Below are 16,097 nucleotides of genomic sequence, written 5' to 3' on the forward strand. Positions count from 1 at the left end.
TGCCGCGACTCCTCCTCTCCCCACAACGCGAGGCGTTGTAGGGACCCCGGAAGTGACAGGCGCCAGCCTGTCTGCCTTATCGCACCATGCGGATCAAAGATTTTTTCTCATTCCGACCGTTACAACAGGTTTTCTCTCATTCATCGATAAGCGGCTTCAATAGATTCAAATGCGTTTATCGAAATAACCCCTATATCAAAAACTGTTGCTTCGGTCGTTTACGTAAAGGAACAAATCGCATTGATATGCTGATTTAGGCTGTCAATGCGATTTTTGCGTTCAGAGTGAAGCGCGCTTGTTTTTGGGTGATTGCCTGCCTGCGACTTCCGCCTCGTCGTACAAAAATCATCCTCGAGAATCCGAGTCAGCTTTCTATCAGGGATTAATATAACAATCTGACGAACATATTGACTATTACTCAGAATTCGCTAGAATAGTAATATACGGAGGAGAAGCTATGAACGACTTATTCGGTAATCTCAATCAAACACAGCGCGACGCGGTTACATCGACAGAAGGAATGATCCGCGTGATCGCGGGAGCGGGCTCGGGCAAGACGCGCGCCTTGACCCATCGATTCGCCTTCCTCGTCAACGAGGTCGGCATCCTTCCCGGCAACATCCTGTGCGTGACCTTCACCAATAAAGCCGCTGATGAAATGCGTCAGCGTATCCATCTGCTGACGGGCGATAACGATACCGGCTATATCTGCACCTTCCACAGCTTCTGCGTGAGTATCCTGCAGGAGGACAGCTTTGCCGTGCAGTATCCGAAGAGCTTTCTGGTTCTCGACAATTCCGATATCGACGATATGCTCCGCGTGATCTACGCCGAGCGCGGGCTGACCCTGCGCGATATGACCTTTCGCGACGCGCGCGATATGATCGAGATACAAAAGCTGTTCAAGCACCCCGACTACTACCTCGACATGATCGAAATGTCGCTCGACACGCTCCATGACAAATATATGCTGGCAACCACCGTTAAGGATATTATCTTCTACGGTTACTTGTATCAGGAGAAAAAGTGTTTCGGGCTTGACTATAACGATCTGATCAAGTTTGTGCTGTATATCTTCTCACAGAACAATGAGATCAAGCTCAAATGGCAACAGCGGCTCGAGTACATCATGATCGACGAGTTTCAGGATATCGATTTTCTGCAATACGAACTGATGGAGAACCTCTGCGGCTATCACAACAACCTGTTTATCGTCGGCGATCCCGACCAGACCATCTACACTTGGCGCGGCGCGGACGTGAAGTATCTGCTGAATTTTGATAAGAACTTCCCGAACGTCAAGACCATTATGATGACCGAGAACTACCGCTCCACGCCGCAGATCATCGCGGCGGTCAATTCGCTGATCGGCAAAAACAAAAACCGCGTGAAGAAGGAACTGATCCCCATGCTTCCCGACGGCGAATCTGTTTTGTGCTATCACGCCGATACCTCCGAGGATGAGGCGAAGTGGATCGCGTCGCAGATACTTGCGCTGAACGACAGCGGCACACCGTTCCGTGACGTGACCGTCCTCTACCGCGCCCACTACATCACACGCACAGTTGAGGATGTATTGAGAAAGGCGAAGATCCCATACACCATTTACAGCGGCGCGCAGTTCTATGAGCGCACGGAGATCAAGAACGCGCTTTCGTATCTGCGAATGATAGCATACAAGGATGATCTGTCGTTCCGAAGGATCGCGAACATACCCAAGCGCAACCTCGGCGAAAGACGCATGAAGTTCCTCGAGGAATTCGCCGCGGAGCGCAACTGCTCACTGTATGAAGCCCTGAGATTTACGGTTGAGGACGATATTTTCAAGCGCACCAAAGCACAGCAGTTCATCAACTTGATCGAGCGTTTTTCGGCGAATTATGCCGACCGTCCGATCTCGGAGATTCTCTCCGACGTACTCGATAAGAGCGGCTACGAAGAAGCGCTCCGTACCGAGGGCAGTCAGGAACGCCTCGACAACCTCGCGGAGCTGAAGCAGAGCGTGTATGATTATGAGCGGAATTGCGGCGAGGAGAGTACTCTTGAGCATTACCTCACACATATCGCACTGTACACCAACACCGATACGGAGGTAAAGGGCGACAAGGTCAAGCTGATGACCGTCCACGCGGCAAAGGGTCTGGAGTTTCCGCACGTGTTCCTCTGCGCGATGAATGAGGGTATCTTCCCATCGAAGAAAACCAATACGCTGGAGCGGATGGAGGAGGAGCGCAGGCTCGCCTTTGTCGCGATGACCAGAGCCGAAAAGCGACTGTATCTCAGCGAGGCGGAAGGCCGCAACCTCGACGGCTCGCCGAAGTTCCCCTCGCGCTTCATCCTCGATATCGACCGCGGGCTGCTTGAATACGTCAACGAGCCGAAGGATTCGCTGGTCAAGGAGGCGCGGGATTATATCGACGCGACCGTGAAGTATATGCCCGAGAACCTCAACAGCATCATCCTGCCGATCGGACAGCGGGTGCGCCATTCCGTTTTCGGCGAGGGTACGGTCACGGACGTCGATACCGACAAGGGCGCTCATCTGATTAAATTCGACACGATCGACACGCCCCGCATGATCTCATTTAAAGTGAAATTGGAATTGATACCATAAAGCTACACTGCTCAAAAAACAAAGTAAAAGGAACAGCGATCGTTTCATGCCCACAAGTGACGTGACCGAAAACCACCGGCTCGGAACAACGATGATTTGAAACGAAAAAACAGCCCGAAACGCCGAAAACATCTTAAGGATTAGTATAAGCCGGACACGGATCAACCATTGTCTGTCAAAAAACTAAGGCAATACCGCATTTTAGGTGTGCGGTATTGCCTTAATGACATTATGGGATATTTTGATTTTTCTTTGACAAAATCTCTCCGCGGAAAATCCACGGAGAGATCTGTTTCATATCGGTGTTAAACCCACAGGGAGCTCTTGCCTCTGGCGGCGGAGTTGATCTTGCCCGCGTCGGCGGTGGTGACCTTGCCGTCGCCGGTCACGTCGGAAACGGAGAGATCATAGCCCTCGAGGACTATTTTGCCTCTAGCGGCGGAATTCGCGATACCGAAGTCAACAGTGGAGAGCTTTCCGTCGCCGTTGGTGTCGCCGAAGGCACGGATCTCGGCGTTCTGCCTGTGCTCCGGCTTAGGCGAATTACCGACGGTGATGATATATTCACGCGTGGCGTTGAATCTCTTTTTGATCGTCAGTTTGTAGGTACCGGGCAAAACATTGTAGAACTTGTATTCGCCGCGGGTGCCCTTGATGGTTTTGTAGCGGGTGTTCGGGAGCTCTTCCTGTCCCGGAACATCCAGCGCCTTCAGACTGACATGGATGTCGCTGTCGGGTTTTTCGACGGAAGAACCGGCGCCGGAGCCGGAGGAGCCGCCGGAGGATCCCCAGCCCTCAGGAAGAGCGGAAGACTCGTAATCCCACTGCGATCTCCAGTCGTTACCTACCTGAGCCGCTTTTTCCAGCAGCTCCTTCATATCTTCCCTACTCATATGATTCCATCCTCGTCGGTCGAGTCCGAGACGGTCGATCAGTGTCTGAGCGCTCAGACCGGTTACTTTGATCATAGCGGCAAGTCCATCGGAAGAGGCAAGATACCGGATCAACAAATCGTCTTCCGGGGTCAACCCATAGGCACCGTCTATCGCATAGCCCGATTCGTCAATATAATCATCTGTAATACCTATATAATTGTCGTTGTCATATCTGTCTTTCTCCTTCCACTTTGACACAAGACGGTTATAGGCGCCTTCCTTTGTAAAGAACGTGCGATTTCCGGTATAATATACGGTGCCATGAAATTCCGAAGAGTGGAAATAAAGGTCGAGGGTGCGTTCGCCGGTGGCCGGATTCTCGAGAACAACGTCGAATTCCGCATTCCAGTCCGGATCGTAACCGTGATCTGACAGCGCGTATTCCCAGATATTGTCGCCGTTTTTGTCGTCGCCGTTGAGGGAGGCGGCGTTCATCAGCTGCTTATTTTTTTCATGATCGACCAGATAGATGTAGAACTTGACCGCCTTTACGCCTTTCCATCCGGCAGAATTCGCGTCGAAGTAGATCATGTCGTCCGGTACGGCGGGCTTGATGTCTTTACCCTCGGCGATACCGATGACATAATTGGGCGAAGCGCTGCTGTCTACGGGCAGGGGCGAATCCTCAAAGCGCCACTCGGTCATGGTGTCGGTCTCTTCGATGGCGCGTTCTACGTCATTTTTGGTCATTCCCAGTCCGCTTCCGATATCGTCCAGCAGCTTTTGGTTGCTCTTGTTCGCTCTGGAAACTGCCCATTGATAGTTGCGTGTCAAAAAATCTGTCAGCCTATTGAAGACCGAATAGTATGACGGAGAGGTTTCGCCGTAAACTTCGCCGAAGGCATCGATGTCGAGCATCGGCTTGCAGGAGCTGTTTTTCCATTTTGCTTCGTCATGTGTTCTTTCGGGATCAATCGAGGGATGGTAGCTTTTGCCGGTGACGTAAGCGGTATCGCCCAGACACGAGCTGTCGATCTCCAACATGGTTGTTTCATGGTTGGTGTTGTTCTGATCATAGAAGATGATAAAATACTGATGACCGTTTTCAAAGGTGATTCCTTTATCACCGGGACGGTATTCCCATATGCCGTCGTTGTTTTCGTCGGTGCCTCTTATCTTTCTTGAGCCCCAGGGTAGTATTTCCTCTCCGTCTTTACAGATATAAAAGTTGATAAGGCAGTCGCTGCCCCAGCCGGTGGAGTCAAAATAGATGCAGTCGTCGGTTCCGGTCGGCGCGTTTTGTACAGCGGCTCCGGCGGGAATCGCTGTCGCGGTCAGCAGCATCACGAGAGCCGTGATGAGAGAGATAAGCTTACAGGTTGTTTTCATAATGATTCCTCCTTGGAATATGCTTTGAGGTTTTTGTTCCCTTTGCTTACTTAACGAACAAAATGCCGTTTTGGTTTAAGCTACGGAATGTATCCTGATTAATTATAGCACAAGCAGCCAAAAAAGCAATAGGTAGTGGCATGCTTTTTGTTGAAAAAAACAGTCCCCAAACAGAACATTCGAGGACTGAGGTATGCGGATCAGAGATCGTATTCAAGCGGATTTTACGTCCACAACGAGGTCTTGCCTCCGGCGGCGTTGATCCTGCCCGCGTCGGCGGTGGTGACCTTTCCGTCGCCGGTCACGTCGGCGCGATAAAACGCTGAAAAGAGAGTTGCTAAAGAACGTAGGAAGTGCTATAATCAACCTATTCAAGACGGTAGGTGATCGGATGAAACAAAATAACGCGAAGGGCGGACGACTGCGCGAGATGATCGCGATCGACAAGGCGCAGATGCTCCCGCTGAACTTTAAGGTGAACTATATCTTCACACCGCTGTATGTCGTGGTGTCGCTGATACTGCTTCTCGTTTTCGGCGCGCTGATGCAGGCGCGGCTGGTGGCTCTCGGTCTGGTGTGTCTCGGCGTGATGGCGCTGCTGACCGCGGGTCTGCTGCTCATGGTGCCGATCGTGCGCAAGAGAGCGATACAAGCGGAGCTCAAACGCTACGGATTCGATACGCGGAAGCATGACGAGATACCCGACGCGGCGGAAGAATGGGATTTTTCCGATAAAGAATTATCTGTGAGCTTCAACCGTTACGGGATGCGTGTGAACGGCGTGCTGTATTACTATAATCATCTGCAGAAGATCGTGCTGACCGGTAACCGTTATCAGCGCGTGAGCGTGATGATCGTCTTTATCGAGTCGCCCGAGCGGTGTATCGCCCTGCCGGCGATCCCCAAGGTGCGGAGGATGCTCGAGAATTATCAGATTACGCTTGAGAATCAGGAGACCTTCGATTATATTCTCTCCAACCCCGAGCAGGCGTTCACCGAGATCTACAAGAAGGGTGAAGTCGCCGTAAAGTAAACCTATACTAAGTTACAGAAAAAACAACGCCCGCTGTACCGAGATGGTACGGCGGGCGTTACTGTTATTCAAAGAGGATCGAACCGATAGGGTAGGGGGTATCGAGCAGAGCGGCGTACCGTCCGATGAAGGTTGCGTCCGTGACGCTGACGTCGCCGGAGCGGTCGGCGTCGGCGGCTTTATCACTGAAGTCGGGGACTTCGATCTCCGCGAGCCGGTATTGCACGGCGGTCACGTCGGTGATATCGACCTTGCCGTCGCTGTCGGCGTCGCCGAGGAGGAAGCCCTTCTCCGTACCGACCAGCGCGTAGCAGTCGGCGAGCTCGCTGAACTGAATGACGAGCGTATCGCCGTCGAGCTCGGCGGGGATCCTGTCATCGCTGTCAATAGTCGGATATTCGGAATCAACAGGGTAGAGGGAAAGCGTCTTGTAATGCGTCGTTTCTTCCGTCAGCGGGAGCCTCAGCTCTGCGGACGTATGCCTGAGCATATTGCCCTCTTCGTCGAAGATCATGAGCATCATCACGTTGAGCAGGTCGCCGTCGGTCAGCTCGCCGAGCTCCTTCATCATGCTGTCCGTCGTGCGGCGGCTGAGTCCGAGAGACGCGAGGGTCTCTTCGGAGCTGTTCTTGTCGAGGTAGACCATAGTGTATTCATGACCGTTGAGACCGTCAAAGGTCACGGTCACGCCGTCGGCGGTCGATTCATACGCGACCGTATCGCGTTGAGCCGTCAGAGAGAGGGGATAAGCGGGCATGGTGAGGTAGTGCCAGCCGTAGTCGTAGCTGTTCTCGTCGGTGTCCTTGGTGACGGTCGCCTTGGGAGAGTCGGTCCACGGAGAGAGTGTGTTCCAGCTGAGGAAGGTTCCGTCGCCGAAGAGACTGTCGCAGTCGACGTCCATGTATTCGAGATACACGCGGTCGCCTGCCGAAGCGTAGGTGCGGCTGACGGGGGAGAAGCCGTCGCCCGGGTCGACAGCGAGCTCATACAGCGACTCTCCGCTGATCTTGCCGCTTACGGGAGCGCTCGATGTACCGTAATAGATCACGCCGCAGTCGAGGGCAAAGCCGTTCGTTTGGATAGTGCCGTTATCAGTCAGGACGGGGCATGAGAGCTTGCCCGAAAGGGACAGGGTGCCGCCCTCGTCAATGCTTACGCTGAACTCCGAGGTCTCGGGCAGCGTGCCCTTCGCTTGTGCAAGACTGCTGCTGTTGACGGTGATATCCTGAGCGGGGAGAGGGTAGTAGCGATCCTCCGCGCTTCTGTCGGGACAGAGCGAAACACTCCCGCTGACCGGCGTGATCAGCGCCGTACAGGATGAGCCGCAGATCAGGGGCGTGCCGTCGATCACGAGCATTCCGCCGCCTTCTTCACAGGTGATACAGCCGTCGCGGCTGAACAGCAGGTTTTGACTCTTCGCGGTCAGCGATCGGCTCGCGGAGAGCACCAGCTCGCAGTCGTTGATCCACAGAGGCTTGTTCAGCGTGAGGTCGCCGTCGAGGGTGACGCTGCCTGATCGTGAGTCGAGACAGATCCCGCCGATCGACTTGCTGCTGTTGAGCTTTACGAGCTCGCTGTAATCTGTCGCTTCGGCAAAGATCGTACCGCCGAGCTTTGTGCGGATCGCTTCGACTGCCTTGACCATGTCGGCGGGGTGAGCGGGGTCGGCATGCGTGACGATGATCTTCGCTTCGTCATCACAGTCCGCCGTACCGTTATGGATGAAGCGGCTCCTACCGTCGCTCTCGACGCTGAAATACAGCTTGCCGTACAGCAGCAGATCGCCGTTGTTGACGATCGTGCCGTCGTCGGCGTCGAGCGCGGCGCCGTCATAGATATTCAGAGAACCGTTGTTCGTGATCGAACCGCCCTCGGCGGGAGCGAGAATCGAGCCGGGCTCCAGCTCGAACGTGCCGCTGTTGATGATGTCTGCCTGCAGAAGGCTGTCCTCGGCAAGGTCGACGGAAGCGTCCTTCGCGATCACGAGCGTATCTTCAAGGGTGTAATAACCGCTGAGTGTGAGTTCCGTACCCGCAGGGATGGTGATTCTGCCGTCCGACGGGGGAAAGGCTTGGTATAATTCTAATACAGAATTAAAAGAAAACGACTGCTCCGCGTGAACGGTAAAAGAAAATGTACCGAATAACAGGCAAAGCGAAAGTACGATGGAAATCAGTCTTTTCATTCCGTGTCCTCCTGTAACTGAGCCCAGAGCTCGTACAGCTCCTCGAGTCTGCCTTGGGTTTCTTCTAGCTCGGCAGTCAGCGCCATCAGCTGTTCGTAGTCGCTCTGCACGTCCTCCCGCGCGAGCTGATCTTGCAGCTTTTCCGATTTCGCTTCCAGCTCCTCGATCTCCGCTTCGGTGCGGGTGAGTTGGGTCTTTCGCTTGCGCTCCTCGCTTTGGCGCTGCTTTTTGAGCTGCCAGTCGTTGAGGGGCTTTTCCTTCTTCTCGGCGGGCTTCTCTCCGTCCTCTGATACGGCTTGCGCCGAGATGCGCTCGAGGTAGTTGTCGTAGTTGCCGAGGTATTCAGTCACGCCGTTCTTCCCGAGTGCAAGCACACGGTCGGCGAGCTTGTTGATGAAGTAGCGGTCGTGGCTGATGATGACGAGCGTGCCTTCGTAATCGCGCAGGGTATCCTCCAACGCCTCGCGTGAGGACGCGTCGAGGTGGTTGGTCGGCTCGTCGAGCAGGAGCAGGTTGTACCCGCCCAGCATGAGCTTCAACAGCGAGATCCGCGCTCTTTCTCCGCCGCTCATGGCGGACAGCGGCTTGAACACCTCGTCGCCCTTGAACAGGAACGCGGCGAGGGAGGATCGCACCTTGGTCTCGGTGAGCTGCGGGTAGGTGTTCCAGATCTCGTCGATGGCGGTGTTGTTGAGGTTCAGGTTCTCCTGCATCTGATCGAAGTACCCGACGTCCACCATCGCGCCGTATTCATATTCGCCCGTGTCGGGGCGGAGCTTGCCGTTGAGGATACGGAACAGGGTCGTCTTTCCGCAGCCGTTATCGCCGAGGATGAAGACGCGCTCGCCCTTGGTGATATGCAGGTCGACGTTTCTGAACAGCTTCTTGTCCCCGAAGGCTTTACTGAGATCCTTCGCCATCAGCACGTCGTTGCCGCTCTCGTGGCGGGGCTCAAAGCGCATTCGGATGCTCTCGAGCGCGCTGTCGGGCTCGACGAGCTGTTCCTTGATGCGGTCGATCTCCTTCTGCTTCGACGCGGCGGTGCGGATGTTGCGCTCGCGGTTCCATCGCTTCTGCTGTTCGATGATGCCCTCGATACGCCTGATCTCCTTCATATCGTTCTGGTATTTATTCTCGAGCGCCTTTTCATGCGCCTGCTTCTTCTCGATAAAGACGGAGTACGCGCCCTTGTAAACAGTGCCTCTGCCGTGTTCGATCTCGACGGTCTTGTTGGTGACCGCGTCGAGAAAGTAGCGGTCGTGGCTGACGATCAGCATCGCGCCTTTAAAATCGCGCAGAAAGCCCTCGAGCCACGCGACCGAGGCGATATCCAGATGGTTGGTGGGCTCGTCGAGCAGGAGCATATCGCTTTTGGATAACAGGAGCTTCAAAAGACTGAGCTTGGAGCGCTGACCGCCCGAGAGCGCCGAGGTCGGCATCCCGAACTCCGCTTTCTTAAAGCCCAGACCCAGCAGTGCCGAGCGGGTGCGGCTCTTGTAGGTCAAGCCGCCTTCGCTCTCGAATCGCTCCATCAGCGCTGTCTGGCGGTCGATCAGGTCGACGGCGCCTTCGCTGACGGCGCGGTTTAGCTCGTCGATCTCGCACTCCATCTCCTTGAGGTAGTCAAAGACCGATTCCAGTTCGTCATAGATACTGCGTGTTCCGTTGGAGCAGGCGTGCTGCTCCATATACCCGATGTTCAGCCCGCGCTGCGAGGCGACAACGCCCGAGACCGGCTCGAGCTGACCGCAGATGATCTTGAACAGGGTGGTTTTACCGACGCCGTTGCGCCCGATCAAGCCGACCTTGTCGCGTGCTTCGACCTCAAAGCTCAGATCCTCGAACAGGGTGCGCTCGCCGAACGCCATCGACACCTTGCTCAGTGATAAGACAGGCATAGCTTCACTTCTTTCAGATTAATGGCAATATATCTCTATTCTACCTTAAATCTGCCGAAAGAGCAATAGGAAAATTAACCGGGCGCCTTTTGGCGGAGGGAGTTCCCGTGCAGAACTTTCTTATCGTCCATTGACTTTTTGCCGCCTTTACATTAATATAGTATTATCAATAAAATTTTGAGGTGATTTATATGAAATTTGACGTAAATACCAAAATAGCAGAGATTTTGAAGCAGTTCCCGTGGCTGCCTGAGGAACTCGTAAAGATCGACAGCCGTTTCAGCATCGTGAACTCCCCGATCGGTAAGATGCTGATCAAGAACGCTACCGTCGCCGATCTGTGCGGCAAAGCGGGTATCGAGCCCGAGGACGCTCTCAAAAAGCTTGACGAGCTGATCGCGTCGCATAAGGGATAACCCCCTTTCGAGGTGTATTATGTATGTCAACAAGCCAATGCAGGAGAAGAAAAAGACACGATGGTGGAAGATCCCGCTGACGGTGATCGCGCTGATCCTCGTCGCCGCGATCGTCTACGTCGCCTACGTCTTTATCTCCTACGACCGTATCGAGGATAATCAGGAGCTGATCCCTAAGGGTACGGCGAAGTCCGCCGCGGTGAAGCTTAATAAGGAATATACCGCCCTGACCTATAATGTCGGCTTCGGCGCGTACACGCCCGACTTCACCTTCTTCATGGACGGCGGCAAGAGCTCGTGGGCTGAGAGCGAAGAGAGCGTCGTCGCCTGTATCGACGGTTCGGCGGATATCATCAAGGAGAACAACGCCGACTTCGCCCTGATCCAGGAGGTCGACTTCGGCTCCACCCGCAGCTATCATGTTGACGAGCGGCAGCAGCTGATCGACCGATTCCCCGATTACAGCTCGGTCTTCGCGGTGAACTACCATTCGGCGTTCCTCTTCTATCCCTTTACCCGGCCCCACGGCGCATCCAACAGTGGATTGCTAACCCTCAGTGAGAGCGGTATCGACTACGCGATCCGCCGCAGCCTGCCGATCTCCGAGGGCTTCAAGAAGTTTCTCGACCTCGACCGCGCCTACAGCATCAGCCATATTCCGACCGAGAACGGTAAGGAGCTGGTCATCATCAACACCCATACCTCCGCCTACGGTACCGACGGCGACCTCCAGACCCGCCAGATGCAGATGATGTTCGACGATATGGCGGCGGAGTATAAAAAGGGCAATTACGTTATCTGCGGCGGCGACTTCAACCATGATTTCACCGGCGACAGTAAGTATAAGCTGAACGACGCGACCCCCGAGGATCTCGAGGCGCTCGCGTGGTGCGCTGAGTTCCCCGCCGAGCTGATCCCCGAGGGCTTCGCCCGCGTGACGGATTACGCGAGCGGTCTGCGCCCCTCTACCCGCAACACCGACATCCCCTACAGCGACGCGAGCTTCGTCGTTACCCTCGACGGCTTCATCGTCTCCGATAACATCGAGCCGACCTTCGTCGACGTCATCGATACGGGCTTTAAGTACTCCGACCATAACCCCGTGAAGATGAAGTTCAAGCTGAAATAGTATCAGGCTCCCTTTGGGAAAGGGAGCCTTGGAAATCGACTGCTCATATATTTTTTGATACTTTCTCGACAAGCTGCGGGCTGAATGAATTCAGCCCCTACAACACTTTACAACATTTCAATCAGCACATACCCATCATGCACATTCCCAATCTTATCCCTAAGGAGGAATCCAAATGAAAAAGGTATTACGAACGTCATTGCGAGGAGGCGGGCTTGTCCGCCGAAGCGGCAATCTCAACCGATTATCAGCGATCATCCTAACGGCGGTCATGCTGTTCTCGATGATCCCGCTTACGGCGCTGACAGCCACGGCGGCTGAGACCGAGGTCGCGGAAACAGGCGCGGAGCCGACGTTCTCCGGTGTGGCGGTGCCCACCGACGGCGCGGGGCTGAAAACGCTCCTCGAGGCGGACGGCGATATCATGATCTCGCTGAACAAGGATATTTCCGCACGTATCGGAGAGAAGGGCGACAGAAACGCCGATTTTGTCGAGCATTGGTGTACGCTGGGCAAGGGTACCAAGGTGCTTGAGCTCAACGGGTATGACCTCACGCTGTACAATGACAGACAAGAATCCTCAAAAGCCATGTATATGATCCGTGTTCCTTCCGGAGCAGAGCTGGTCATCAACGACAATAAGAACAGTGGTACATCAATTATAACGGATTACTTCAAAGTGGTACTCTATCAACGACAAATTATCATAAAAATAAACACCATTTGATTGCGGTAACCGGCGGCAAGCTGACTGTTAACGGCGGTGTACTGGAAGCTGGTAGATCACAAAAGTTTTATGCAGGAGGTGATGCGAAATATTACTATCGCCAGATCAACGGTACTGCTATCATTATGAGCAGTGGTGAAGTACAGATCAACGGCGGCACGATAATGGGACGCGGTTTTACTTCTGTCAGATATGACGAGATAAAAAAACGCGCAGCCGCTGTTGAAGCGACCGGCGGTGCTCTGACCATCTATGACGGCGAGTTTTGGGGCATGGGCTGCGCCGACGTTATGCAGATTAGTGACGAGGTCGATATCCGTGTCTACGGCGGTGAATATGATACCCATAAGCAAGATTATAAAATTGCAATGGGAACATATTATGATATGGGTATTACGGCTGATGATCCAGTTTCCACCTCCTACGGTAATATCGGTATTCCGGGGCGCGCGCTCTCTCTCGCCGTTGCCCAAAGCAAGACCGAGGTCTATAAGAATGGCACAGGTAAACTGACTTATGAGCAGGTACACGCGAACGAAACGCTCGAAACCTCAAAATATATCACCGTCAAGCCGGAAAAGAAACAGTCCTTTAGAACGGTGAGTCAGTTCCTCCCGAACGAGAACCGCTACGGTGAGCTGCCCATCGGTACGGTCTATGAATGGGACAAGAGCTCGCCCCTGCGCTTTGTGGTCTACAACTCGCTCTATTATCCTTCCCAGCGCGACTATGATCAGGTCAATCAGCACGAGCACGGCGTGAAAGCCGGTCTGCGGCTGAGCTATGACGGAGAGAATTATGTTCATTCCGTGGCGGTGAACGAGAACGGTGAGATCGACCTGAACGATATGCCGCAGGTGAACAAGGACAAGCTGCAGGTCGGACAGACCTTCTATCTGCGCTGTTACGATATGGAGGTATGGTCGAACGGCACCGGAGAGCACGTGGTCAATCATGAGGACGGAATGCTGACCAAGGTGAAGATCGTGGAGCCGGATATGTCAGCGCCCGAGCTCGATATCGCCTTTGACTGGTCGAATCCGCTCGATAACTCCCTCTTGTCGATGGGCATGCTCAGCCCCGCGGGCGACTGCACCAAGGCGAACCTTGATAAATTGATACGCTCGGGTCGTATCAACAGCTACGTCGCGACCTTCTCGTTTTATAATAACAAAGGAACATGGACGAGCCAAAGCTTTAACGATACGGTCAACAAGATCACCCGCGCCGATATGTACCGCGGTATCACCCGGGCGCGGTACATGGTCGACCTGTACAAGAACGGCGAGAGGCTCAGCCATCTGCAGTCGGACGGCGATATCGTCTGCTTCCCGAATATCACCGCCTCCGTCACGCCCGATTCGTCCCGCCGCGCGCTGATCGACGCTTCGGCCGCGAACAAGAAGATCACCCTCTCGTGTACCAACGCCAACAGCACCACGGGTATCTTCTGGGCAAAGGACGGCGCAAAGATCGCAAGCTCCGTAGGAAGCGCCACCTATACTGCCGACCTGAGCTCTTCCGGCGCCATCGGCTGGTACAGCGTAGGCTACACGATGGGCGGCAAGGACTATATCAGCGACGAGATGATCTATCTCGGTGTCAAGGCGGGCACCAGAACGCTGGGTATCACCGGTTCGGCGGCTACCTGCTCGATCAAGCAGGACGGCAGTACTACCCCGACCCTGACAGCAAAGAGCTCCGGCACCGGCTGGGGTACGATCACCCGCTATAAATGGCAGAACGTGAGCTGGCCCGCGGATACAAAGCCGAATGTCAAATATAAAACTACAACAGGCAACACCATCACCATCGCAGAACTTTTCGGCGCACCGGGGCATGAAACGCAGTTTTTCACCGCGGGCACATATAAATTCTCCGTAACCGCATACGACAACTACGACAACTCGGCAACCTCCGGCACTGTAACGATCAACGTCTCACGCCCGCCGCAGGGCATCGAGATACATGCTAACGTTGACGGCTATAACATGGACGTCAGCAACGGCTTTGTCGTAACCGCCCCCTTTAACACAGTCGATTTCGACTACCTGCTGACCCCGCAGAACAGCACCGGCAGCGCGAGTAATATCAGCTACTCCTCCTCCGATACCTCGGTAGCCGAGCCGGAGGGCGGCGGCAGCGTCTATGCGCGCAAGCCCGGCTCCGCAAACGTTACCGTGAAGTACGGCTCCTCGATCTCCGCCTCTGCCAAGCTGCTGGTATCGACGACGAAGTATGATCTGACGATCGATGAAAAGCTCCTGACTCCCAAGGCGGGCGAGACCGTCTACCGCGGCGCGCTGAGCGTACCGTCGAGCGCGAACTTCACCGCCGAGCTGGTCTGGAACTACGTCGGTCAGTACAGCTCCAGCTCCCGTGAATTTACAGGCGATACCTTCGAGGGCAATCTCGTCTATTATCCGACCGTTCGTATCTACCCGAAGAATGGCGTCGTCTACCCTGTAGACATCAAGAAACCCAACGGCGCCTCGGGCAGAACGGATTATACCGTCGACCCCGATCGTTTCGAGATCACCATCAACGGCATGACCTACTACGGCGCGACCTACTGCGGACAGGATACCTTCTTTGACGCTGAGCCTGTCTCCTCTGGTGATAAGAGCTATGACTTCATCGACCTCGACATGGAGAGGAGCGAGAAGCTCATCGACTGGCGCGACGACTACCTCGACCGCGTGATGTTCAACCTCGATATCCCCAACGCGGGCTCTAAGAAGCAGAAGATCGACGACATAAGCTGGATGCCGCTCTCGTCCGAGCAGGAGGGCGTGCTCTTCTTGGGCAACAGCGTGATGCACGTCACCGATATAAGCAGTATCAAGGACGACGATCCCGCGAACGACAAGACCGAGGACTTCTCGACCTATCAGGCGGGCGAGATCTACCGTTATTCTATCCATATCAATAAGCAATTCAGCTACAGAAACGCCCACGGCGGACAGCTCTACTTCACCGAGAGCACGCAGGCGATGGAGCCCGAGCACAGAACACTGACCGATTCCAAGAGCGCGGACAGCGGCTATATCACGGCGTTTGTCTACTTCACACCGTCGGATATCACCTCCGGCGATGTCAGCGGCAGCGTGACGAGCTTCCTCACGGGAGCGGAGAAGGTCACGCTGGAGCTGATCCCCGAGGGCGAGAGCGAGGCAAAGTACAGCACCGAGGTTTACGGCAACAGCACGACCTATACACTCGGCGGCGTTCCCGAGGGAAAGTACACCCTGCGTGTCAGCAAGAAAAATCACGTCACCCGCGACTATGAGATCACCGTCAGCGGAGGAACCGTGACACAGGACGTCAAGATCCACCCGTTAGGTGACATCAACGGCGACGGAAAGGTCACGACTGTGGACTACGGTAGGACCAATTCGCACGCCCGCGGCAAAACGACGCTCACCGGCTACGAATTCAGGTGCGCCGATGTTACCAAGGATAATAAAGTCACCACCGCCGACGCGGGTAAGATCAACTCTCACGCGCGCGGGAAGAGCACTCTCTGGTCTTGAACGATCATTTGAGCTTAACGGCATGATTATTGCGCCTCCCCGAGCGGGAGGCGCTTTTGTCTGAAAGCACGATCAATATTGATAATCAATTCTGATTATCAATCGGGCGGGATGAATCCGGCCGCTGCAATGAATTCAGCCCCTACAGGATTCTGCGGCGCAAATATTGCCATCAAATGAATGAATACCCATTTTCAACTTGTGTTGGTTTGTCAATGATGTGTTACACAAATTCAAGAAAAGATGACCTCGCTGGTATTGAGGAAATGGTAAAGGAACTCGCGAGGGGATTTCCAAC

9 protein-coding genes are annotated in these 16,097 nt (G+C 54.4%); 6 read left to right on the forward strand and 3 right to left on the reverse strand.

From position 1 onward, the window contains the following. Window positions 1-457: 457 nt before the first annotated feature. Window positions 458-2,614, forward strand: a complete 2,157-nt coding sequence (locus R2I50_RS08255) for a 3'-5' exonuclease (RefSeq protein WP_316608676.1) — start codon at window positions 458-460, stop codon at window positions 2,612-2,614. A gap of 305 nt (window positions 2,615-2,919) precedes the next feature. Here R2I50_RS08255 and R2I50_RS08260 read toward each other — a convergent pair whose 3' ends face one another. Further along, window positions 2,920-4,878, reverse strand: a complete 1,959-nt coding sequence (locus tag R2I50_RS08260) for a dockerin type I repeat-containing protein (RefSeq protein WP_316608677.1) — start codon at window positions 4,876-4,878, stop codon at window positions 2,920-2,922. Window positions 4,879-5,269: 391 nt separating this feature from the next. Here R2I50_RS08260 and R2I50_RS08265 point away from each other — a divergent pair, with 391 nt between their 5' ends. After that, window positions 5,270-5,911 (forward strand): hypothetical protein, encoded by a 642-nt coding sequence (locus tag R2I50_RS08265; protein WP_316608678.1) that lies wholly within the window; start codon window positions 5,270-5,272, stop codon window positions 5,909-5,911. A gap of 64 nt (window positions 5,912-5,975) precedes the next feature. Here the strand turns inward: R2I50_RS08265 and R2I50_RS08270 are convergent, their stop codons facing one another. Then, complete coding sequence (locus R2I50_RS08270) at window positions 5,976-8,096, reverse strand: dockerin type I repeat-containing protein (RefSeq protein WP_316608679.1); 2,121 nt, start codon at window positions 8,094-8,096, stop codon at window positions 5,976-5,978. Continuing rightward, window positions 8,093-9,994, reverse strand: coding sequence for a ribosomal protection-like ABC-F family protein (gene abc-f / locus R2I50_RS08275; protein ID WP_316608680.1), 1,902 nt, complete (start codon window positions 9,992-9,994; stop codon window positions 8,093-8,095). The genes R2I50_RS08270 and abc-f overlap by 4 nt, the downstream gene beginning before the upstream one ends. 191 nt (window positions 9,995-10,185) lie before the next feature. Here abc-f and R2I50_RS08280 point away from each other — a divergent pair, with 191 nt between their 5' ends. The 4 genes from R2I50_RS08280 (at window position 10,186) to R2I50_RS08295 (ending at window position 15,799) form a co-directional block, all read left to right on the forward strand. After that, window positions 10,186-10,410 (forward strand): hypothetical protein, encoded by a 225-nt coding sequence (locus R2I50_RS08280; RefSeq protein WP_316608681.1) that lies wholly within the window; start codon window positions 10,186-10,188, stop codon window positions 10,408-10,410. Between the two features lie 19 nt (window positions 10,411-10,429). After that, a complete protein-coding gene (locus R2I50_RS08285; RefSeq protein WP_316608682.1) occupies window positions 10,430-11,539 on the forward strand; it encodes an endonuclease/exonuclease/phosphatase family protein in 1,110 nt (369 codons plus the stop codon). Window positions 11,540-11,714: 175 nt separating this feature from the next. Beyond that, complete coding sequence (locus tag R2I50_RS08290; protein ID WP_316608683.1) at window positions 11,715-12,266, forward strand: hypothetical protein; 552 nt, start codon at window positions 11,715-11,717, stop codon at window positions 12,264-12,266. A gap of 125 nt (window positions 12,267-12,391) precedes the next feature. Continuing rightward, window positions 12,392-15,799, forward strand: coding sequence for a dockerin type I repeat-containing protein (locus R2I50_RS08295; RefSeq protein ID WP_316608684.1), 3,408 nt, complete (start codon window positions 12,392-12,394; stop codon window positions 15,797-15,799). Window positions 15,800-16,097: the final 298 nt, after the last annotated feature.

The sequence above is a fragment of the uncultured Ruminococcus sp. genome (assembly GCA_902785355.1).
Taxonomy (GTDB): domain Bacteria; phylum Bacillota; class Clostridia; order Oscillospirales; family Acutalibacteraceae; genus Ruminococcoides.